Source organism: Chlorobium sp. (assembly GCF_036528655.1).
GTDB lineage: Bacteria > Bacteroidota > Chlorobiia > Chlorobiales > Chlorobiaceae > Chlorobium.
In genome coordinates this window covers 144013-164699 of sequence record NZ_JAIGND010000030.1, presented here as the reverse complement: position 1 = coordinate 164699, position 20687 = coordinate 144013, and the positions used below count along the sequence as shown (strand labels likewise).

Sequence of the window (20687 nt, the reverse complement as noted above, 5' to 3'; positions counted from 1 at the left end):
TCTCATTGAGAGAGCGATTATTTTTTTCTTATATATAGATAATTTACTAACACGATTAACCAGTCGGCCATGCCATACAGCTTGGAAAGCGTAGGGCATAATGGCTTTGAAAAAGCAGACTTACATATACATACAAAATGTTCGGACGGAATCTTTTCACCGGAGGAAATCGTAGTCAAGGCTTCGGCTTCCGGTCTGGCGGCCATCAGTATTACCGACCATGATTCCGTTTCTGGTATTGACAAAGCAAAGCCATTAGCCTCAGCAAAAGGCATCGAACTCATTCCGGGCGTGGAAATGAGTTCAACCTTCAAGGGCTATGATATTCATATCCTTGGTTATTTTTTTGATTACGAGCACTCGGAACTGAAACGCTACCTCGACCACTGCCGGCACCTGCGCACCGAAAGGGCGGAGCGCATGGTTGGAAAACTGGCAAAAATGGGCGTAAAAATAGGCATCGAGGAGATCATCCTCAAAGCGCAGAACGGCAGTGTGGGCAGACCGCATATCGCGGCCGTGCTGCAGGACGGTGGTTATGTAAGAAGCTTCAGCGAAGCGTTCAGCAAGTATCTTGGAGCGCACAGTCCGGCTTACGTCAAAAGCATAGAAACGCATCCGGCGGATGTCATCAGGCTTATCAACGAAGCCTCGGGACTCTCTTTTCTTGCCCATCCTGCTCAGAACGTGCCCGACGAAATCCTCAAACAGCTTATAACCTTCGGCCTTGACGGCATCGAAATCGTACACCCTTCGCACGATACGTACAAACAGAACTATTACAGGGAGATCGCCAACGAATACTTCCTGCTCTTCTCGGGAGGATCGGATTTTCACGGGCTCAAAGAACGGGACGACGAGACCTTCGGCTCCATTGCAATTCCCTATGAATGGGTGACCAAGATGAAAAGCCGTCTGGTGAATGCATAAGGCCAGAGAACAGATATGTGATTTTCAGCTAAGATTTGCTATTATCAGGTGAAATTTCAGGCTCGGCTGAACCGTTACGGCTCGGCTGACTTCTCATGACACAGTATTTATGCCAATAACCGTCGTTCGCTCCCTCGAAAAAGAACTTACCCTGAAAGCGAAGGATTTTCTGCTCACCATGCAGGAGTTCTTCATTTTTTCGATGAGAGCTTTCTTCACGCTCCCCAAACTCAAGCGCTACTGGAGAGATTTTCTCGATCAGGCCAAAATCTGCGGCACAGACTCCATTCCGATAGTACTGGTAAGCGCCATTTCCATCGGTTCACTCCTCGCTATAGAGGTAGGTAACCTTCTCGAAGAGTTCGGAGCGAAAACCATGCTCGGCCGTTCAACCTCAATCTCCGTCATCAGGGAACTCGGCCCTCTGCTCATGGGGCTCATGCTCTCGGCAAGATTCGGGTCGCGCAACGGAGCCGAGCTCGGAGCCATGAAGATATCGGAACAGATAGACGCGCTCAGGGCGTTCGGCACCGATCCTATCGCAAAACTCATCATGCCGAGACTTGCAGCAGCGCTCGTCATGTTTATTCCTCTCACGGCACTCTCCGATTTTGCCGGACTGCAGAGCGCCGCGTTCCTTGCCGAAAACTACCATCGCCTCGACCCCGGCATCTTCTGGAACTCGGTCTACCCGAGGCTCGTACCGAAGGATTTCGTTGTCGGTTTTCTCAAGGCACCTGTATTCGCCATCATCATCACGCTTGTCAGCAGCTATAACGGTTTTATAGCAAAAGGCGGCACAGCCGGCGTCGGTCGTGCCACCATCAAAGGAATCGTCGTATCCTCGGGACTCGTGCTCATCGCAAACTTCTATGTGTCGAAAATAGTGCTGGAAAACATGTAAGAAGATGATTGAACTACGTAATATCACATTGAAGTACGGAGAACGGGAAATTCTGAAAAATGTATCCCTGACCATCAGGGACAACACCATCAAGGCGATTCTCGGACCCAGCGGCGTGGGAAAAAGCACGATTCTCAAGCTCATGCTCGGGCTGATCAAGCCCAACAGCGGTCAGGTTTTTGTCGACGGCACCGACATAACCAGACTCAAGGAAACCGAACTCTATCCCATAAGGCGAAAAATGGGCATGGTATTCCAGGGCAATGCATTGTTCGACTCAATGAGCATCAGCCAGAACCTCGGGTTCTTTCTGAGAGAAAACCTCAATCTGCCCGAAGAAGAAGTACAGGAGAGAGTTGCCGAACAGATCAGGTTCTCCGGACTTGAAGGGTACGAAGATCAGCTTCCGGAAAATCTCAGCGGAGGCATGCGTAAACGTGTTGCCATAGGCCGGGCGCTGATTTTCAAACCGCATATGATACTGTTCGACGAACCGACTGCTGGCCTCGATCCGGTCAGCTCCAAGCGTATACTGCATCTTATCAGCACGCTTCAGCAGTCGAGCAATCTCGGCGCGGTAATCGTAACGCATATTATCGACGACGTTTTCAGCATAGCCGACCATGCGGCAGTGCTCTATAAAGGGGAAATCATTTTCGATGACGAAACGGAAAAGCTGCACCAGTCAGAACATCCGTTCATCCGCTCGATCCTCTCCGACAAAATCCTGGAACTGTAACCTCAAGAGCGAATTACCTGTATGAGAAATCCGAACTCACTGAAATGGAGCGACCTGAAAACCGGCATATTCTTTCTGCTCGGTCTGGGCTTTGCCGCATATCTCGGACTCGTGATCGGCAAGAACAGCAGCCTCTTCACCGGAACGACCACCATCAAGGTACTCTCTCGTGACGTCCAGGGTCTTGCGGAAAACAACTTCGTCTCCGTCTCCGGCAAAAAAATCGGAACGGTATCAAAGCTCGATTTCGTCACCCATAACGACTCACTCTATGTGGTTGCCGAACTGAAACTGCGCGACGAATTTGCAGGCCTTGTCACCAGTGACGCAAAAGCCACCATCCGCGCTCTCGGCGTACTTGGTGATAAATATGTCGATATCATGACCGGCAAGGGCCAGCCGGTCAAGAGCGGTGACTTCATCGCCCTCGACTCCGAAGACGGCATGGCCGAGCTGACTGGCGGAGCAAACCAGGTACTTGCAAAAATCAACGAACTGCTTGACAGGCTCAACAGCGGCAAAGGGGTAGCCGGCAGGCTGGTTTCCGACGAAAAGATGGGTGCCGATCTGGCTGAAACCGTCAGCAGCCTCAGAAGCACCTCCGCCGAACTTTCGACGCTCTCACAGAAAGCATCGAAAGGCAACGGCCTCCTGCCGAAGCTTCTGAACGACGGAGAACTGGCTAAAAATACCGAACAGACCGTCTCGCGCCTGAACCAGGCAGCGGAAAAAACCGAAGCGCTGATTGCCAGGCTCGAAAGCGACCAGGGCACTTTCGGCCAGCTTCATTCCAACCCGGCGCTTTACAACAACCTGAACGAAACGCTCACTTCGCTCGACTCGCTGCTGGTAGACCTGAAAAAAAACCCGAAACGCTACGTCAAGTTCTCGGTCTTCTGAGGATCTCAGGATGGGCATTCGCAGAACGATTTCCATCATGCTGCTGGCCGCTGCTGCAGCGCTAGCCCTTCCCCGGCAGGCTGCCGCCGGGGATTTCCGGCCTCTTGAAACGCTTGTCGAAAATGCTCTGAGGGAAGGCGTTTTTCCCGGAACGGGCATAGCGGTGATCCACCGGGGAAAAACCATATTCCACAAGGCTTTCGGGCGGCAAACCTATGCAGCCGCATCCCCGGCTGCCGATACCGCAACCATCTACGACCTCGCATCGCTCACAAAACCTGTCGTCACAACCGGTATCGTCATGCAGCTTGTCGAGCGGGATTCGCTCGATCTCGACGCGCCGGTCTCGCGCTACCTGCCGGCATTCGCATCCCGGGGCAAGCAGTCGGTCACGGTTCGCAACCTGATGCTGCACAATTCGGGATTGCGCGCCCATACACTCTATCATAAAACCTGCCGAACTCCCGAAGAGGTATTCCAGGCAATAGACGCCGACACGCTGCTCTCGACGCCAGGCGTCAGAACGCTCTACAGCGACCTCGGCTTCATCACGCTTGGCAGAATCGTCGAAACCGTTACCGGAAGGACTCTCGATGCCAACTTCCGGCAAAGATTCGCCCTTCCGCTCGGCATGCGACACGCCATGTTCAACCCTCCGGCTTCGCTTCTCGGCTCAATCGCTCCGACGGAACAGGATACTACGTGGCACTTCCGTACGAAACGCCCTCTCGTACACGACCAGAACGCCGCGCTGCTTGGCGGTGTAGCCGGCCATGCAGGACTGTTCTCCACAACCGGCGATCTTGTGCCCTATATCAGGATGCTTATGCAGGGAGGAACCTATGAAGGAAAACAATATTTCACGCCGGAAACCGTAAGAATGTTCACAACGAGAACAGGACGCAACTCCCGCGCGCTCGGATGGGACCTTCGCTCGCTCGAAGGGCTCTCCTCAGCCGGAACGGCATTTTCCACCTCCTCATGGGGGCATCTCGGTTTCACCGGCACCAGCATCTGGATCGATCCCGAAAAGGATCTTGCCGTCATCATGCTCAGCAACCGCGTCCACCCCACCTCGGATAACATAAAGATCCGCAAATTCCGTCCCCTCCTGCACGACACCGTGGTTCAGTGCATAAAATAAACATGATCGGGACACAACAAAACCGGCTGGATAGCACCTCATCTCTCCCATCTTCCCATTATCAATTATCAATTCCCCTTTTTCCCCTTCGCAAGTTGAGCTGCAAAACAACGTCCCCTACTTGTTACGCCCTATACTCCCGTAAAGCGCTCCAGGCTTCCATCGATGAAAATCCGAGAAAAACGTCTCCTGTTTTAAGCAAAAATGCCATCCATCGGCACGATGGGCAACGGCGTGAGCTTCAGCGATTCACGGCTGAATATCGCGTTGGCCGCCATTCGCCCGGTGAAGGCGGCGGCCTCCATGAGAAAAACCGGAGCATCGACGCGCACCCAGTCGCCCGCAAGAAAAAGATTTGATATCGGGGTCTCGACTCCGGGCCTGCGGCTGTGGGCGCCGGGAGCCCAACGGGTAAAATTCGACTGCTGCATGTAGAGTTCGTGCAGGATGGACGCCTCCCGCGTTTCCGGAAACATCTGATGCAGTTCCTCCTTCATGGCAGCCCTGATAATCTCCTCCGGCTTCACATCTTCAGGAGCGATGGCATACGCATGCAGTTCGATAACGCATCCCCCATGCTCTTTTGCCCATGAAATAAAAGGCTCCTGAAAATCCGAGTAGACCGAAATGGAATCGGTATAGGTATAACCGGATACCGTGTAGAAGGGAAAATCCGCGGAACCCAGCGGCCTGTCGAGCCAGAGGCGGTAAACCGCGTAGGGATCCGCCTCGCAAAGCGACGCAACGGATGATTCGAGGGACGCCAGGCCCGGTCCGGAAGCACGCACCAGTTCCTTCGTCCCCCGGACGTCGGAAGCCATAACGCAGTAATCGGCTGCAAGCACCTCCGCCGATAACCCTGAGGCCGTCCGAGGAACCCTGAAAACAAGAACATTGCCATCTTCGACAGCGTCGAGCGGCGCAAGCGGAGCATCGGGCGGACCGCCGACCGGATTGCCCTCCGCATCGAAACGACCTGCATGGCAGGGGCAGTAGAATTCCCCTGCGTCGGCATCCCAGGTAACCGGGCAACCCATATGCGTGCAACGCGCGTCGAACGCCCTGATAACTCCTCCTTCGCGAGAAGCGATAACCGGCACGCCTCCATCCGTATGCAGCAGGGCCCAGCCCCGATCGGGAAGGCTGCCCCCGTCTGTCTGCCGAAAAACCACGCCTCCGCTGCCGGCCCCCCCCTGCAGTTCTACGCCTGTAACCTTGCCGTTCTCCACCTGCAGCCTGTCCGCTCTTCGTCCCTTCAGAATCGTAACGCCAAGCTCTCGAAGTTTCGCTTCGAGCGGATCGATCAGCGCCGTCATGCAGTCCCGGTTGGTAATCCGGAAGGCCAGCCCTTCGGGACTGCCCATGAAATAAAAATGAAAATAACGGATAGCCTCGGCGGCGGAGAGTACCTCCATCCGGTTCATGGTGGCATCGGCAAACGGATGCAGCACGGTATCGATGAATGCCGGCAGTATCTCCCCTTTCCGGCAGTAGGTCATGAAGTCGATGGAGTCATAATCCCTGAAAGTCGCGCCGTACTCGTAACGGAACATGCCGATCACCGGCCAGAGCCCTTTGTACTCTTTCAGGAACGAAGCGATATCGAGCGAACGGGACTGGCCTACCACGGAGATGATATTGAAGGGAAACCATTTCGGAGTCTTCCCGTAGACTTCGGCAGGTCTCTTGCTGAAGAGCACCGGATAACCCGGAGCCGGGTCGAACACTCCGCTTGTGACCCCGGCGAAGGCAAACATCTCGTTCAGGTTATAGTACTGATCGAAAAACCCGTGAAACCCGTGTTCCACCGGAAACCGCTCGCCAAGCGCTTCGAGATCCCACCCGGTCAGCTTTCCGCCAAGCGACCCGGAAGCCTCGACCAGCGAAACGCTGAATCCGCGACGGGCAAGTTCGAGAGCCGAACTGATGCCGGCAAGACCGCCCCCGATCACCACAGCGCTCTTCTCTGTCGCAAGACGTTCCGCTCCCTGGCCGTCCTTGCTGACTCCATTATAAAGCTCTTTTCTCGGCTGATAATATCCCACCGCACCAGCAAGAGCGGCCGCGCTCACTCCTGCGCCGATGCCTGTACGGGAAAGTACTGTTCGAATAAACTCACGACGTTCCATACACAGAGGTGAACTAAGACCCGCAGCGGATCGGTTGGAGAACAAAGCAAAATGTATATTTAACGATAAATAGTAATTCCGGCAACCATTGCCGCACTGGAAACGGCAAACGCAGAATATAATATATCATGCTCCTGCCCGATGAAAACCCTGCGATCACGATCCGCCGCGAAGCCCTGCGGCTCGGTATCGCTTCCATAGGATTTTCGCCGATCCAGCCCCAGGAAAAAGCAATCGCGCGCATCAGCTGCATGATAGAGGAAAAACGGCATGGAGAAATGCGCTATCTTGAAACCGCAATTCCGGAACGTGCCGATCCATCGCTGCTCCTGCCAGGCGTAAAAACCATTATCTCCGTTGCTCTCTGCTACAACAGGCCGGAATACCATGCACCGGCTTCCGGAGGCGCACGCATCTCGCGATATGCGCTCATCGACGACTACCATCGGGTAGTACGAAGTAAACTCGAAGAGCTGCTGACCTTCATCCGCACGATCTACGATGATCCGGTACAGGCCGTCATAGCAGTCGACAGCTCGCCAATGCTTGAAAAAGCATGGGCTGAAAGCTCAGGAATCGGAAAAACCGGAAAAAACACACTGCTCAACACAACCGCATCCGGCTCATACGTCTTTCTCGGAGAACTGCTGATTGACCGCGAAATCCATGATCCGGCACAAGAGCTGCCCAACCGGTGCGGAGCATGCAGAAACTGCATCGAAAGCTGCCCGACCGGAGCGCTCGTCGAACCGGGAAAACTCGACGCACGCCGCTGCATCTCCTACCTCACCATCGAACTCAAACGGGAGTTCACGCCGGAAGAATCGCGGATGGTGGGAACGTGGCTTTTCGGCTGCGACCTCTGCCAGGAATCATGCCCCGGTAACCGATCGCGCAAACCAGCTCCCGAAGGGCTCTTCGCTCTGAAAAAGGAACTGTTCGGCATTACGCCGGAGGATATTCTGAACCTGACCGGATCGGGTTTCCGCAAACTTTTTTCAGGCACGCCCATCTTCCGCATCGGCCTCAAACGCCTCAAACGCAACGCACGGGCCGTCATGGAAAATCTCTCGGCAGGTTCGTCTGCCCGTGCTGCGCAGGAACAGAATACCGGCAGCGCAACCAATCCCGGATCACCGATAAATCTACATTCATAATGCTCTGAACGACAGAAAAAGCTACCCTTCCGGATAGCTTTTTCTGTCGTTTCTCTCGTAAACCAAGCCCCGCAAAGGGGCGCGAGTATCAAACCTCAGTGCTTGAAATGCCTCATCCCCGTAAACACCATAGCCAGATTGTTGGCATCCGCAGCCTCGATCACCTCGTTATCCCTGATTGAACCGCCCGGCTGGATCACGGCGCTTACGCCAGCCTCGGCAGCGGCAAGCAGCCCATCAGCGAACGGGAAAAACGCATCGGAAGCCACAACCGATCCGTTCAGATCGAGATTCACCTCCGAAGCCTTCCAGCGAGCGATCTTCGAAGAATCGACGCGAGACATCTGTCCTGCGCCAACGCCATAGGTCTGGCGGTTCTTGACGTACAGAATGGTGTTCGATTTGATATGCTTGCAGATCTTCCAGGCAAACATCAGGTTGGAAAGTTCCTCTTCAGTCGGCTGCCGTTTGGTGACCACCTTCAGATCCTCGACGGCAACGATACGGGCATCACGCTCCTGAACAAGCATGCCGAAGGGTGTGGACTTGAACTCCCATCCGCCTTTCGGCAGCGGCTGCTTCTGCAGCACCAGCCTGCGGTCTTTCTTCTTCATAAGCAGATCGAGCACACCATCCTCGAAAGCAGGAGCGATCAGGATTTCGGTAAATATCCCGTTAACCGCAACTGCGGTATCCATATCGAGCGGCCGGTTGAAAGCGATGATGCCGCCGAAAGGAGCCTGCGTATCGGTAGAAAACGCCCTGCGGTATGCCTCCGCAAGCGTCGGAGCCTGAGCCACGCCGCACGGATTGGTATGCTTGATGATAACCACCGAAGGATCCTCACCTCGGAACTCCTCGATAAGGCCGGCAGCTGCGGCGATATCGAGCATATTGTTGTACGACAGCTCCTTGCCGTGCAGTTTCTCGAAACAGGCGCCGAACGAACGGCTGCCTTCGCTGTCGGTCATTTTATAGAAACCGGCGCTCTGATGCGGGTTCTCGCCGTAACGCATGTCGAGCTCCTTTTCAAGCGAAACAGTCATCTTTTCTGCAGCACCGACGGCCTCGGCACCTTCAGCCCCGACGAGAAATGCTGCGATGGCCCGGTCGTAGCGCGAGGTAAGTTCGAAAACCTTGCGGGCAAGCATGAGGCGGGTCGAACGCTTAGTCGTACCCCCGTTCTCGCGCATTTCGGCAAGCACCGATGCGTAATCGGCGCTGTCGGTCAGTACGGTCACAGATTCGTTGTTCTTGGCCGCGCTGCGAAGCATGGATGGGCCGCCGATATCGATATTCTCTATAGCGTCCTCGAAGGTCACCTCAGGCTTTGCCACCGTGGCCTCGAAGGGATAAAGATTAACCACCACCATATCGATGAATCCGATACCGTTCTCCAGCGCCTGTTTCACATGGTCCGCATTCTCACGGACGGCAAGCAGGCCGCCATGGATTTTCGGATGCAGAGTCTTCACCCGGCCATCCATGATCTCGGGAAACCCGGTAATGGTTGAAATGGAAGCCGCGGCAATACCGGCATCCTGAAGAACCTTCAGGGTTCCGCCGGTTGAAAAAATCTCGACACCCAGTTCGGAAAGTTCGTGACAGAAATCCACGATACCGGTTTTATCGGATACGGATACCAGCGCCCGCTTGATGACAGGATCAGACATGTGCAGAATATTTATATAAAATTGAATGGCTGTTCGTAAAGGCTGAATTTACGAAATAACCCATATTTTCTGAATTCTCCTGACGCATTCGTCCGCCGAAAGCACCCCAATAACAATGGAAATACCTTATTTTCCGATATGAACGGCAAACCGGCGATCAGCAAACAAGCCAACGTATGGAAAACACATAATATCACCCGGAAAACACATGAAATTCGAATTTCAGAATCCGACGCATCTTGTTTTCGGAGCGGGAACACTCTCGAAACTCGGCGAAGTCGTAAGTTCATACGGCAAAAAAGCACTGCTCGTGACCGGCAGCGGCAGCGTCAGGCGCAACGGCACCCTGGAGAAGGCGGTTTCGAGCCTGAATGCCGCCGGCATATCGGTAGCCGAATGCTCCGGGGTAGAACCCAACCCCCGGCTATCTACGGTAGAAAGAGGGGCGGAAATCGCGCTAAGCGAAAGCTGCGACGTGGTCATCGCCCTTGGCGGAGGCAGTGTCATGGATGCTGCCAAGGTCATGGCTGCAGCTCTCTTCTACAAAGGAGATCTGTGGAACATGATGGCCGGTCAGGAAAACCGGATACTTCCCTCGCAGGCGCTTTCAGTCGTCGCCGTGCCTACTCTTGCGGCAACCGGTTCCGAAATGAACGGCGGAGCGGTCATCACCAATGAAAAAACGACCGTAAAATCTTTTGTCTCCGCCCGATGCCTCTACCCGAAAGCTGCCATCGTCGATCCCGAGCTGACGGCAAGCGTACCGCAGGATCAGACCGCATACGGAATCTGCGACCTGATTACCCACGTGACCGAATCATACTTCAACGGGGTTGACGGTACGCCGCTGCAGGACCGATTTGCCGAAGGGGTTATTCTCACCGCAATGGAATGGGGCCCAAGGGCTGTAGCCGACGGAAACGATATCGAAGCCCGCTCGCAGGTGCAATGGGCATCGGTGGTTGCCCTCAACGGGTGGGTGCAGGCCGGCACCGCATCGCCCTTTCCGGTGCACATGATCGAGCACACCCTCTCCGCCCACCACGATATCCCGCACGGCGCAGGACTGGCGGTGGTCAATCCCGCATGGATGCGTTTCGCCTCCCGGACCCGCCCCGAGCGATTCGCAACGTTCGCCTCGCGCATCTTCGGAATACCAATGCAAAATCCGGAAGACGCCAGAGCTGTCGCCGAAGGAATCGACCAGTTCGAAGCATTTCTGCGCTCGATCGGCTGCCCGACCCGGCTCTCGGAAACGGGAATCGGAGAGAAGCTGCTTGAGCGTTATGCCACGGACACCCTGCTTGTAGCCCGTGACTCCGAAGGCCGCCTTCCCGGTCGTCCGCCCATGAGCAAGGAAGACATTGCAGACGTACTCCGATCGGCGCTGTAACGACTGTATAAAACCCCGGACGCATGCCTGACGAAAAAAGTTGTCAGCCTGCTTTCTGCAGAGGAGCTGCAGGAGTTCGGACGAGAATATGCTCGATTTCGTTTCCGAAAACGTTTGCCTTTCCGGAATCAGTCAGGTCCCGGTCGCGCAGATCCTGGTTCAGGTAGTTTCTGTAAAAAGCGGCAAGCTTTTCCCTGTAGATACGCGTTCATCATGGCGGTATCGCTCCCTGTGTTTATACATGTCCGTCGGTATTTTTAGTCCGCCAATAAATAAAAAACAACTCAATTTCCCATCAACTTGTCTCCGAACGATTTGCCTTTCTTGTAGCCTTTTCTGAACGACATCTTCGTGTTCTCCCAGAAATTCTTCCTTGCTTCAGCCGCCACAAGCTGTAACAGTTCGGCTTCGAGGTTCCCTTCCGGTTCATAAATGGTAAGTACTGATTTCAGTACTGCCGGTATGATGCTGAAATCCGTCGGTTCAAGCATGACGGGCAGAATTCTGCCTGCCGGATCAGGCCATTTCTCGCTCGCCCACTTCAACTCAGTGCGCGCATAACACCCCTTCGTGACTGACGCGGGTGAAATAAAAAAAATCACAAGATCGCTTGAGCGGATCGCATCGTGGATCTCTTCGTTGAATTTGCCTCCTGCCTGCAGATCCGTTTTGTCAAAAAAAACCTCGTGATGATTCGCTTCGAGTACGCGACAGACCGCTTCAACCCTGTCATGATTTTCACGTGCATATGACAGAAAAATATTCATGGCACGTTCCTCCGGATCCGGTTGTAAATAATTATGAAGAAAACCCCTTCTTTACCGGCGTATCTCTCATACTGATGAACCTCCCGCTATAAGCTTTCTGGTATCGAGATGCACGATCCTTGCCCCGAGGTCGCGGGCACGGCTGACCATATCGGCGGTTCCCCCCGGAGCGTCGCCGGGAGCACCGTCCCAGAGCGCGACAAGGGTCAGCGAATCAGGGGACAGGGTAAACGCGGAGAAAAGCATCCAGAGGTTGGAACGCTGCCAGATATTGTAATCCTTTCGGCTCCGGAGCCAGGCCGGCAGCTGCCCGTCGCGGCAGAGAACCTTCGGGGCATGCTTCCGGACAAGTGTTTCGAAACGCTCAACCCACTCGTGGCCGCCATCGGCCACCGACGCCCTGATGTAGTCACGCTCGGGAACGGCCAGATGAATATGCAGCGGAATACCCAGCTCTTCGCAGATTTCAAGAAAAATGATGTCCCCGCCTGAAGCCGCTCCTGCAATACCCGCAAGCGTCCATTCGCCCGCATGCTCCAGCTCACGCGTAACAGCTGCCCGGATCATTTCCCTTGCAGCATCTTCTCCCGAAGCCGGAAACCGCGGCGTTCCCCTTCCGGGAACATCGAGTCGATGGCCGGTAAACAACAGAGCCCGAACCTGCACGGCAGGTTTTTCGGACTCTGACGGAGATGAGGGAACTGCATGCTGCACCGCACCCGTTCTGTCGGAAAACAGAGACAGCTCGCGGAACAGCCCGATCTGTCTCATGGCAGAGTCACGGTAAAAAGGCGCGAGGCATGAAAGAAGCTGCCGGTATTTCTGGCAGATGAAAACAGTATTGTCGAGCGTCAGAAAAGCGTGATCGGCTTCGCTGATTTCCAGCCAGATATCGCGTTCCCCGTTTTTGGCACGCTCGCGTTGTGAATCGAGTGCAAGCCGGACCCCTGCAGCAAGAAGCCTGAGGTTTTCACGATACCCGTCGAGCATGAACGCGGCCTCCCTGTTGGTCTGATACTGGCTTTCCCATGTTGATGGATGCAGACCTGCAAGCTCGATCATGATGGTGAGCATGGCAAGGGCATTCAGTCCCGGATAATAGTGATTACGATCGACGGCAAATCCTTTGCTGTACCACTCATACGACTCCCTGATATGGATCGATGACAATGCCGTTTGCTGTTTTTCAGCCGTATTGGCGATTCCGGCCCATGCGCTGTGCCAGCGGGTTTTTGCGTTCCGCCCCCTGAGGGCCAGCAGTTCGGCCCGCCGTGCATCCGGCAGCATCCGCTCTCCGCCCTGCAGCGCCCGGTCGACGGCCTGATCGGCAAGGCATGACTCGCCGAGACGGTCGTAGATGGTTGCCAGTTCGCTGTTTGCCTCGACGTCGAATTTATCGTACTCAAGCACGGCATTCCAGGTAATACGTGCATCACGCCATGCATTCAGCGATGTCTGGGCTTCACCGATCAGACGCAAGCCGGCGCATTTCCATGGAATTCCGTGCAGTTCGGCACCCATGAGTTCAAGCAGAACCGTATCGCCTTCCGATACCGCGTGACGGAGCGCTTCCTGAAAATCAAGCGGCACAAGATTAAAGGGCTCCGAGAAAACATCCTGGAGATGAGGCAGCAACTGAAAAACCGGACTGTCGGTCTTTTTCGCTATCCAGGTTTCCCGGAGAGCCTCGGTGAGTGTCTGCAGCGATGCAGCCGGAGCGGAGGCATCGTAATGCAGATACCGGTCGGTTTTCAGATCGAAAGGCACCTCGTCAGGCGTCGAAGAGCGCAGCAAAAAGGTGTGACGCTTACGGAGGGCCTGGCGGATGCCGAGTTCATAAAAAACGTTGGCGTTGTGAATCGATATGTCGGCAATGACCAGATCTGCAATTAAAAGTTCGTAAAACATGTCTGTTCGTATGTTCCCCTGTTCGAGAAAAAGCGCTGTCGTTCCCCCGGAAAACCCGAGAGCCCGCAATGCAGGCATGATGAGTTCCGATTCTACACGATCGAAGTCGATTCCCTTTTTTTCTCCGAACGGGCGTACGATAAAGGCATGCATGAATGCCCCCCTTTTCTGGCTATGGTATGAACCCCCTGAAATGGTCAGGGGAAACCTGTTCCGCTGCCTTGCGGCCGATCTTTCTGAGATTTTCTATTTCGGTAACGGCATCGAGTTTCCGAACCTTTTCAGGATCGACAGCATCAAACCCCTGTCTGCAGAGTGCTTCGCTGCTGAGCGCCGCATCGTAACGGGCGTAAAGAAAACGACGGCCAAGGTTTTCAGAAAAGGGAATCCGCGCGCCGCTTGCGTCAACCGGTATCATATCGCCGATTTCACGATCTATGCAATCTCCATGCACACAGCGGCCGATATGACGGCAGTTGACATCCTGATCGACCATGGCACCATACATCAGAGCGAGCGGTATGCCCATGGCATTGGCAAGCAGTCCACGCTCCGGATCGATTGAGAAGGGCTCAACCCGTGGAGCCGAACCGGTACCGACTGAAACCAGTTGCAGCATAGTCTCTCCAGTCGGCCACCCCAGCCGGTATACCGGATCGGTAGCCATGCGGTACAGGAGAAATGCGGGATTGTTGTAAGGGGTCATGCCGCCATCCACAAATACAAAAGATTTGGCGTTGTCACCAGGGCACCAGTTGATCACTTCCGGAGGAAAGAAAACCGGAGCGGCGGTACTTGCTCGGACTATTTTCCAGAGCGGTATGCTCAGATTGCAGTCGGGACGCGAAAGCTCATTGTATCTGGCCAGCGGGTTGCTGCTGATTGGCCATGGAGAATCGGTGGTACGGTTCAGCGTTACGGCAAGAAACAGACAGTTCAGATCGTCCGGTTTCAGCGTGGTATGCGGGCCGAATGTTTTTTTCAGCAGCTTTTCAAGAGGATCGGATTTGTAGAGCGAGTACCAGCGCTGCAGCAGCCTGTTTTTATCGAACATATCCGGACCGGCGTGCTCGTAGAAATCAAGCAGTTCATCAACCTTCATGCCCCTTGCAATGCCTGCGGCAATGATCGCTCCTGTGCTGGTGCCGGCAACATAATCGAAATAATCCGAAAGCCTGAAGGCGGAGCCTTTACCGGTAGCATCGGCAAGCAGGCTCTCTATGTTCCTGAGTATTTCGAGGGTGAGAACACCTCGTATGCCGCCGCCGTCAAGCGCGAGAAGACGATGTTTGCGCGGCTCACTGTTCTCAAAACGATGGGAAAGCTTTCCCCAGATACTCATAGGTTTCTCCTTTGTCAATATGAAAAAACCGAAGGTTTGACTGACAACCCTGATAAGAGCAACTGCCTGCAGTACAGATAAATATACGATTACCGCCAAAGCACGGCAAGAAAAAGAGTACAGAATATCTAACGAAAGAATGAACTCCACCGTTTCGGAACTGCCGAAACCGCATAATGGGATGTTCTGCTTCTGAACTGATTTTCCTGCTGTTTGAAAAAAGCCGTCCCCGGATGCATATTAAGGCAAAAGAACTCTCTGTTTTGCAGAAAAACCCGACCACATGCCCAACCATAAAACCCGTCTTGCCGTGTTCTGCTCGGGAACCGGCAGCAACTTCAGATCCCTGCATAAGGCTATAGCCGAAAAGCCGCTCGATGCGGAAATCGTACTCTGCATTTCCAACCGCTCCAAGTGCGGCGCCATGGAGTACGCTCGCGAAAACGGCATCGCGGCTGCACATATTTCGGAAAAGCAGTTTGTCTCCTTCGATGAGTTCGTTGCAGCCATGCTCGATGCACTGCATATGCACGGAGTGGAAGCCGTCATGCTGGCAGGATACATGCGCAAAGTGCCTGACGCGGTTGTAGCGGCTTATCACGACCGGATACTCAACATCCATCCAGCCCTGCTGCCCAAATTCGGGGGAGAAGGAATGTACGGCATCCACGTGCATACGGCGGTACTGGCCGCAGGAGAGGCCGAAAGCGGAGCCACGGTACATATTGTAAATGAAGAGTACGACAAAGGTCGCATCGTGCGGCAGGAATGCATTCCGGTGCTGAAGGAGGACACACCCGAATCACTTGCCGAACGGGTGCTTGCCTGCGAACACCGGCTATATCCGGCAGCGCTTGAAACGTTTCTTGAGGAGCTGAAAGCCGCACAGGCACAATGACGCTCAGGATTTCTGAAATTTTCCACTCCATCCAGGGGGAGTCGTCATTTGCCGGATGGCCCTGCGCCTTCATCCGGCTTTCAGGATGCGGACACGGCTGCCGTTTCTGCGATACGGCATATGCGGAGCTGCCCGGCACGGACATGGAGATCGACACAATTATCGATATGATTGCGAAAATCGGTTCTCCGCTGGTGGAGATCACCGGCGGAGAGCCGTTGCTTCAACCGGAAGTTCATCCGCTTATGGAAAAGCTGTGCAACACAGGAGCGAACGTGCTCCTGGAAACCGGGGGATTCCTTTCAGTTGCGAATGTTGACCCTCGAGTGCACAGGATCATCGACCTCAAAACCCCTTCTTCGGGGGTTTGCAAGGAAAACAACCCTGAAAATATTTTGCTCGCTTTGCGTCAGAAGAGCAGCACTCAGGGTATGTTCGAGTTTAAAATTGTGGTGGCTGATCGGGAAGATTACCTCTGGGCAAGGAAGCTGCTTCAGGAAACAAGGATCATGGACGCCTGCACGGTAATGATGGGCGTAATATTCGGGGAACTCGAGCCCGAAAAACTTGCTCGATGGATACTCGACGACCGACTGAACGTAAGGATACAGTTGCAGTTGCACAAGTATATCTGGCCGCCGGATATGAGAGGAGTGTAAGTGCCCCTGTGCTGCATTGCCGCCGATAAGCTGATTGACCGGTTGGCAATACAGCATGAGCAAGCTGGCTGTAAATACCTGAGGATTTCATACTTTGTTGTTTTCCTGTTACACGGCAGTATCGCTATCATTTAATTCACTCATTGATTTTGACGTCGCTCTCGCTTGTCATACCGTTTTTCAATGAAAAACAGTCGCTGCCCGAGCTGATCGGGCAGCTTTATGATGCCATGGATGATCCGGAGTTGCAGAGATTGTTCGACGCGCCGTTCAGCTTCGAAATTATCCTTGTCGATGACGGTTCGACCGACGGCTCGACGGCTCTTGCCCGAACGCTCTGCGCTTCGAACCCCGAACTCCGGCTGATATCTTTCCAGCGGAACTTCGGCAAAACCGCAGCCCTCACGGCAGGGTTCCGAACGGCTGAAGGCAACGTGGTCTGCACGCTCGATGCCGATCTGCAGGACGATCCTGCATCGCTTCGACCGCTTGCAGCGAAACTGTTCGAAGGGTACGACCTGGTAAGCGGATGGAAGAAAGAGCGGCAGGATCCTCCTGGAAAGACCATTCCTTCAAAGCTCTTCAATGCCGTTACGCGTTTCTTTACCGGTATCCCCCTACACGACTTCAACTGCGGCATAAAAGCTTACCGTCGGGAGGTGATAGAAAAAATAGAGCTGCATGGTGAGATGCACCGCTACATTCCGGTACTTGCCGGATGGAACGGATTCAGAATAACCGAACTGCCGGTCAACCACCGTCCGCGGCAATACGGGTCGACGAAGTTCGGTTCTGCCCGTTTTTTTGCCGGTTTGTTCGACTTTCTCGCAGTGCTTTTCATCACGCGTTATTTCCGACGTCCCATGCATTTCTTCGGTATGGCCGGCCTGATCAGTTTTTTATCGGGCTTTTCCATAAGCCTGTACGTTACGCTCGACAAGATTCTGAACCTCAAACCAGTAAGCAACCGCCCCATCCTGTTCCTCGGCATTCTGCTCATCATTCTCGGAGCCCAGCTGTTCTCCACCGGTCTGCTCGGAGAAATGCTCTCGACCTCGGCACAGGGAGGCAATCGTTATACGGTCAAAGAAACAAGCAACCTCTCGCAGCAGCAGGAAGCACAACTCCGAGACCATTAGAAAACAGAAGACGGGAGGTGACAAACAGATTCTCCCCATTACCCATTACCCATTACCCATTATAAATGAAACGGATAGGCGCACATGTCAGTATTGCGGGAGGAATAGAAAACGCCCCGTTGCAGGCTTCGCGAATCGGGGCGAAGGCTTTCGCGCTGTTCACCAGAAACCAGCGGCAATGGAAAGCTCCGGCACTCAGTGCCGCTTCGATCGACGCATTCCGGAAAAACTGCAGCGATGGGGGCTACCTTCCAGAGCACATCCTGCCGCATGACAGTTATCTCATCAACCTCGGCAGCCCTGAACCCGACAAACTGGAACGCTCGCGCAACGCGTTTTTCGACGAGATGATGCGAATTGAACAGCTGGGCCTCTCGATGCTGAACTTCCATCCCGGAAGCCATCTCAACAGGATCGATCCCGACGCGTGCATCAGGCTGATCGCAGAATCGGTGAACATGGCCCTCGATCGCTCAAAAGGGGTAACAGCCGTCATAGAGAACACCGCAGGCCAGGGTTCGAATATCGGCCGCTCTTTCGAAGAGCTTGCGATGCTTGCAGAGCTCATCGAGGATAAAACCAGGGTCGGCATCTGCCTCGACACCTGCCATCTTTTTGCGGGAGGATACGACATCAGAACAAAAGATGCTCTTGAAAAAACCATTGCAGAATTCGATCGGATCGTAGGATTACACTATCTGAAAGCCATGCATCTGAACGATGCCAAACAACAGCTTGGAAGCCGTCTGGACCGGCACGAATGCATTGGCAGGGGCGCTATAGGAAAAGAAGCGTTTATATGCATCATGCAACATCCGCTCTTCGACGAGATGCCTCTCATCCTTGAAACTCCGGATTCCGACGGATGGGCGGATGAGATAACGATGCTTTACGGGTGGGCTGGTTCCGAGTGCTGAGTTCCGGGTTCTGAGTGCTGACGCCAATCGGTTTATTATAAAAACAATCGCCGGAGAAAACAATCGTCAGTGCATGAGTGAAGCCGCCTTCCCTGGTTATCTTTTTGAAACGGTCCGGAGATACTGGCCGACCGACAGGGCGCTGCCGAATACTCCGAGACCGAGACCGAGCAGAACTATAGCCGGATAGATGATGATGGCCGATGGATGCAGCACCTGATAGACTCCGGGTTCATAATTGTACAGGATCTGCTCGAAAACAAGATAGACCGCTCCGGCGGCAAGCAGACCGGAAAGAAGTCCCTGAAGAGCACCTTCGATGATATATGGCGCGCCGATGAACCAGCCCGTAGCGCCTACCAGCCGCATGGTTTTTATCTTCTCCTGACGCGAATAGAGGGCAAGCCTGATGGTGTAACCGATCATCACGACCGTGGCCACGGCAATGAGCATTCCGATACCGCCGGTCAGCAGGGTAAAGAGCTTGCCGTTCTGCTCGATCTGGCCGAGATACTGCTGGTTATAGCGGACTTCGAGACCGGGAGAGATCGCATTGATCAGCGGAATCACCTGTTTGATGCTGTCGGGGCTGGCATACTCGGGAATGAACTTCATGCGGATTGAACGGGGAAGAGGGTTCGAACCGAGTATCCTTACCACATCCTCGCCGAAATCATGTAAAAAAATCGCCGCCGCATCCTGTTTCGAAACATAGTCCGCTTCCCTGACGCCCCGAAGCTCCCTCACCTTTTCGGTAATCCCGGCAGCCTGCTTTTCGCTGAGTGATTCCCCGAGAAATACTTCGAGTTCAACCCTGCTGCGCAGCTCCTGCATGAGATCGAAAAAACTCAGCGAAACCGTGCTGAAAAGCCCAAGAAGCACAAGAGAGAAAAAACTGACGGTAACGGTCACGGCCGCCGGCATCTTTGCTCTTCCGATGCCTGAAAACCCTTCCTTGATGATATATGAGAAAGACATAACCTTGTTATTTTGCCGGGTACATCTCTTATGTTCTCAGGCAGACCGCATGACAAGGCATAGAGATACCCCCGTTGTTCCCAGCATGATTCTTTTCTAAGAATGTAGAAAACAAGTTGCAAAAACAATTTTTTTTTCTTTTAATTAGAACGTCGGAACGGGGCTATAGCTCAGTTGGTAGAGCATTTGCATGGCATGCAAAGGGTCAGGAGTTCGAGTCTCCTTAGCTCCACAATAAAAAAAGCGCAACTCATCGGTTGCGCTTTTTTCGTTTCCTGCATTTGCCCGTGCCCTCTTTCGCCTTCGACTGAACAGAGAGCCTGGCCCGACAGCGTGCGATAAATCCAGGTACCTCACTTCCGCCCTACCTTCGTCGCAATAAACACAACACCGACAAGAAGCGATGCGGCAAGACCTGCAAGAATATTCAGACCCGAAGCAACGCCTACGACCGGCATTGGAAGATTAACGGGTATGGCTGTAAAACCGGCACTCCACAGATAAGTCGAAGCCGTCAGACCCGTAAAAAAGAAACTTGTGGCAATACTGCCGGCAAACGATACGAACAGCCGCTCGCGTTTGCCGTCAACGACGGACTGCTGACGTTGCACCTGTTTTCTTCCTTGCGGATCGAGCAGATTTTTCACCATCATGGCGACAAGAGCGAAAGCGAGCAAAACGGGAATATGATAGAGATAAACGCGGAACATCTCGCTGCCGGATACCCTGAAATCTCCCGTTCCCATAATGCCGGCAGCGATGCCAAGCATCCACGAAGAGGTGAAAAAGAAAACCGTCCCCCAGAGAAGGGTTACCGAAATCCAGACGGCGGGCCCGGGTGCCTCGGGCGCTTTTTTCAAAAACGATGCCATAGTTGTTACTGTTTTGTTTTACAGTCAATGCAATACCCGGCAATCAAGCGGGTTGCACATGCACTATAAACCGGCTCCGGCGGCATACAATTCCTTGCGGCATGCATCAATCCCGGATCATATTCGCCAGAGATTATAATTAGTACCCATGCAGGGAGGAACGTGCAACGATTATTTTCCATTTTCCGTTTGGATCATTGCTTTCATTTGCCGAATTTGGCATCGGTAAAGTTTACAT

General features: G+C 53.8%; 18 protein-coding genes and 1 tRNA gene. 12 read left to right on the top strand and 7 right to left on the bottom strand.

All coding sequences use genetic code 11. The features are described 5' to 3' along the window. Window positions 1–69 precede the first annotated feature (69 nt). The 5 genes from K4305_RS08550 (at window position 70) to K4305_RS08530 (ending at window position 4617) form a co-directional block, all read left to right on the top strand. Window positions 70–930, top strand: a complete 861-nt coding sequence (locus K4305_RS08550) for a PHP domain-containing protein (protein WP_331561997.1) — start codon at window positions 70–72, stop codon at window positions 928–930. 109 nt (window positions 931–1039) lie between these two features. Beyond that, window positions 1040–1834 (top strand): MlaE family ABC transporter permease, encoded by a 795-nt coding sequence (locus K4305_RS08545; protein ID WP_331561996.1) that lies wholly within the window; start codon window positions 1040–1042, stop codon window positions 1832–1834. Window positions 1835–1838: 4 nt separating this feature from the next. Further along, a complete protein-coding gene (locus K4305_RS08540) occupies window positions 1839–2573 on the top strand; it encodes an ABC transporter ATP-binding protein (RefSeq protein WP_331561995.1) in 735 nt (244 codons plus the stop codon). Window positions 2574–2594: 21 nt separating this feature from the next. After that, window positions 2595–3473 carry an MlaD family protein gene (locus K4305_RS08535; protein WP_331561994.1) on the top strand — a complete coding sequence of 293 codons (879 nt, stop codon included), beginning with the start codon at window positions 2595–2597 and terminating at the stop codon, window positions 3471–3473. 10 nt (window positions 3474–3483) lie between these two features. Further along, on the top strand, window positions 3484–4617 hold the full coding sequence (locus K4305_RS08530; RefSeq protein ID WP_331561993.1) for a serine hydrolase domain-containing protein: 1134 nt from the start codon (window positions 3484–3486) through the stop codon (window positions 4615–4617). A gap of 194 nt (window positions 4618–4811) precedes the next feature. Here K4305_RS08530 and K4305_RS08525 read toward each other — a convergent pair whose 3' ends face one another. After that, window positions 4812–6746 carry an FAD-dependent oxidoreductase gene (locus K4305_RS08525; RefSeq protein WP_331561992.1) on the bottom strand — a complete coding sequence of 645 codons (1935 nt, stop codon included), beginning with the start codon at window positions 6744–6746 and terminating at the stop codon, window positions 4812–4814. A 128-nt stretch (window positions 6747–6874) separates the two neighbouring features. Here K4305_RS08525 and queG point away from each other — a divergent pair, with 128 nt between their 5' ends. Further along, window positions 6875–7903 carry a tRNA epoxyqueuosine(34) reductase QueG gene (gene queG / locus K4305_RS08520; RefSeq protein WP_331561991.1) on the top strand — a complete coding sequence of 343 codons (1029 nt, stop codon included), beginning with the start codon at window positions 6875–6877 and terminating at the stop codon, window positions 7901–7903. A 95-nt stretch (window positions 7904–7998) separates the two neighbouring features. Here the strand turns inward: queG and purH are convergent, their stop codons facing one another. Continuing rightward, window positions 7999–9576, bottom strand: a complete 1578-nt coding sequence (purH, locus tag K4305_RS08515) for a bifunctional phosphoribosylaminoimidazolecarboxamide formyltransferase/IMP cyclohydrolase (protein ID WP_331561990.1) — start codon at window positions 9574–9576, stop codon at window positions 7999–8001. A 208-nt stretch (window positions 9577–9784) separates the two neighbouring features. On the opposite strand from purH, the gene K4305_RS08510 reads away from it, so the two are divergent. Next, entirely contained in the window at window positions 9785–10969 is a 1185-nt protein-coding gene (locus K4305_RS08510) for an iron-containing alcohol dehydrogenase (RefSeq protein ID WP_331561989.1), read from the top strand. A gap of 284 nt (window positions 10970–11253) precedes the next feature. Here the strand turns inward: K4305_RS08510 and K4305_RS08505 are convergent, their stop codons facing one another. The 3 genes from K4305_RS08505 to K4305_RS08495 form a co-directional block, all read right to left on the bottom strand. Further along, window positions 11254–11736, bottom strand: a complete 483-nt coding sequence (locus K4305_RS08505; RefSeq protein ID WP_331561988.1) for a toll/interleukin-1 receptor domain-containing protein — start codon at window positions 11734–11736, stop codon at window positions 11254–11256. A gap of 66 nt (window positions 11737–11802) precedes the next feature. Then, window positions 11803–13797 carry a tetratricopeptide repeat-containing protein gene (locus K4305_RS08500; RefSeq protein WP_331561987.1) on the bottom strand — a complete coding sequence of 665 codons (1995 nt, stop codon included), beginning with the start codon at window positions 13795–13797 and terminating at the stop codon, window positions 11803–11805. 19 nt (window positions 13798–13816) lie between these two features. Beyond that, complete coding sequence (locus K4305_RS08495) at window positions 13817–14986, bottom strand: patatin-like phospholipase family protein (protein WP_331561986.1); 1170 nt, start codon at window positions 14984–14986, stop codon at window positions 13817–13819. Between the two features lie 283 nt (window positions 14987–15269). Between K4305_RS08495 and purN the strand changes: the two genes are divergently transcribed. The 4 genes from purN (at window position 15270) to nfo (ending at window position 18599) form a co-directional block, all read left to right on the top strand. Further along, entirely contained in the window at window positions 15270–15884 is a 615-nt protein-coding gene (purN, locus tag K4305_RS08490) for a phosphoribosylglycinamide formyltransferase (RefSeq protein ID WP_331561985.1), read from the top strand. After that, window positions 15881–16543: a 7-carboxy-7-deazaguanine synthase QueE gene (locus K4305_RS08485; RefSeq protein WP_331561984.1), complete on the top strand. Its 663-nt coding sequence runs from the start codon at window positions 15881–15883 to the stop codon at window positions 16541–16543. The genes purN and K4305_RS08485 overlap by 4 nt, the downstream gene beginning before the upstream one ends. A 149-nt stretch (window positions 16544–16692) precedes the next feature. After that, a complete protein-coding gene (locus K4305_RS08480) occupies window positions 16693–17682 on the top strand; it encodes a glycosyltransferase family 2 protein (protein ID WP_331562215.1) in 990 nt (329 codons plus the stop codon). A gap of 65 nt (window positions 17683–17747) precedes the next feature. Next, a complete protein-coding gene (gene nfo / locus K4305_RS08475; protein WP_331561983.1) occupies window positions 17748–18599 on the top strand; it encodes a deoxyribonuclease IV in 852 nt (283 codons plus the stop codon). 96 nt (window positions 18600–18695) lie between these two features. On the opposite strand, the gene K4305_RS08470 is transcribed toward nfo, so the two are convergent. Beyond that, window positions 18696–19577 carry a cell division protein FtsX gene (locus K4305_RS08470; RefSeq protein WP_331561982.1) on the bottom strand — a complete coding sequence of 294 codons (882 nt, stop codon included), beginning with the start codon at window positions 19575–19577 and terminating at the stop codon, window positions 18696–18698. A gap of 159 nt (window positions 19578–19736) precedes the next feature. Between K4305_RS08470 and K4305_RS08465 the strand changes: the two genes are divergently transcribed. Continuing rightward, window positions 19737–19809, top strand: a tRNA-Ala gene (locus K4305_RS08465). Window positions 19810–19930: 121 nt separating this feature from the next. Here K4305_RS08465 and K4305_RS08460 read toward each other — a convergent pair. Then, window positions 19931–20449, bottom strand: a complete 519-nt coding sequence (locus tag K4305_RS08460) for a hypothetical protein (RefSeq protein WP_331561981.1) — start codon at window positions 20447–20449, stop codon at window positions 19931–19933. Window positions 20450–20687 lie beyond the last annotated feature (238 nt).

Coding starts and splice junctions, on each gene's coding strand:
- K4305_RS08550 (WP_331561997.1), top strand. CDS start 70: ATGCCATACAGCTTGGAAAGCGTAGGGCATAATGGCTTTGAAAAAGCA.
- K4305_RS08545 (WP_331561996.1), top strand. CDS start 1,040: ATGCCAATAACCGTCGTTCGCTCCCTCGAAAAAGAACTTACCCTGAAA.
- K4305_RS08540 (WP_331561995.1), top strand. CDS start 1,839: ATGATTGAACTACGTAATATCACATTGAAGTACGGAGAACGGGAAATT.
- K4305_RS08535 (WP_331561994.1), top strand. CDS start 2,595: ATGAGAAATCCGAACTCACTGAAATGGAGCGACCTGAAAACCGGCATA.
- K4305_RS08530 (WP_331561993.1), top strand. CDS start 3,484: ATGGGCATTCGCAGAACGATTTCCATCATGCTGCTGGCCGCTGCTGCA.
- K4305_RS08525 (WP_331561992.1), bottom strand. CDS start 6,746: ATGGAACGTCGTGAGTTTATTCGAACAGTACTTTCCCGTACAGGCATC.
- queG (WP_331561991.1), top strand. CDS start 6,875: ATGCTCCTGCCCGATGAAAACCCTGCGATCACGATCCGCCGCGAAGCC.
- purH (WP_331561990.1), bottom strand. CDS start 9,576: ATGTCTGATCCTGTCATCAAGCGGGCGCTGGTATCCGTATCCGATAAA.
- K4305_RS08510 (WP_331561989.1), top strand. CDS start 9,785: ATGAAATTCGAATTTCAGAATCCGACGCATCTTGTTTTCGGAGCGGGA.
- K4305_RS08505 (WP_331561988.1), bottom strand. CDS start 11,736: ATGAATATTTTTCTGTCATATGCACGTGAAAATCATGACAGGGTTGAA.
- K4305_RS08500 (WP_331561987.1), bottom strand. CDS start 13,797: ATGCATGCCTTTATCGTACGCCCGTTCGGAGAAAAAAAGGGAATCGAC.
- K4305_RS08495 (WP_331561986.1), bottom strand. CDS start 14,986: ATGAGTATCTGGGGAAAGCTTTCCCATCGTTTTGAGAACAGTGAGCCG.
- purN (WP_331561985.1), top strand. CDS start 15,270: ATGCCCAACCATAAAACCCGTCTTGCCGTGTTCTGCTCGGGAACCGGC.
- K4305_RS08485 (WP_331561984.1), top strand. CDS start 15,881: ATGACGCTCAGGATTTCTGAAATTTTCCACTCCATCCAGGGGGAGTCG.
- nfo (WP_331561983.1), top strand. CDS start 17,748: ATGAAACGGATAGGCGCACATGTCAGTATTGCGGGAGGAATAGAAAAC.
- K4305_RS08470 (WP_331561982.1), bottom strand. CDS start 19,577: ATGTCTTTCTCATATATCATCAAGGAAGGGTTTTCAGGCATCGGAAGA.
- K4305_RS08460 (WP_331561981.1), bottom strand. CDS start 20,449: ATGGCATCGTTTTTGAAAAAAGCGCCCGAGGCACCCGGGCCCGCCGTC.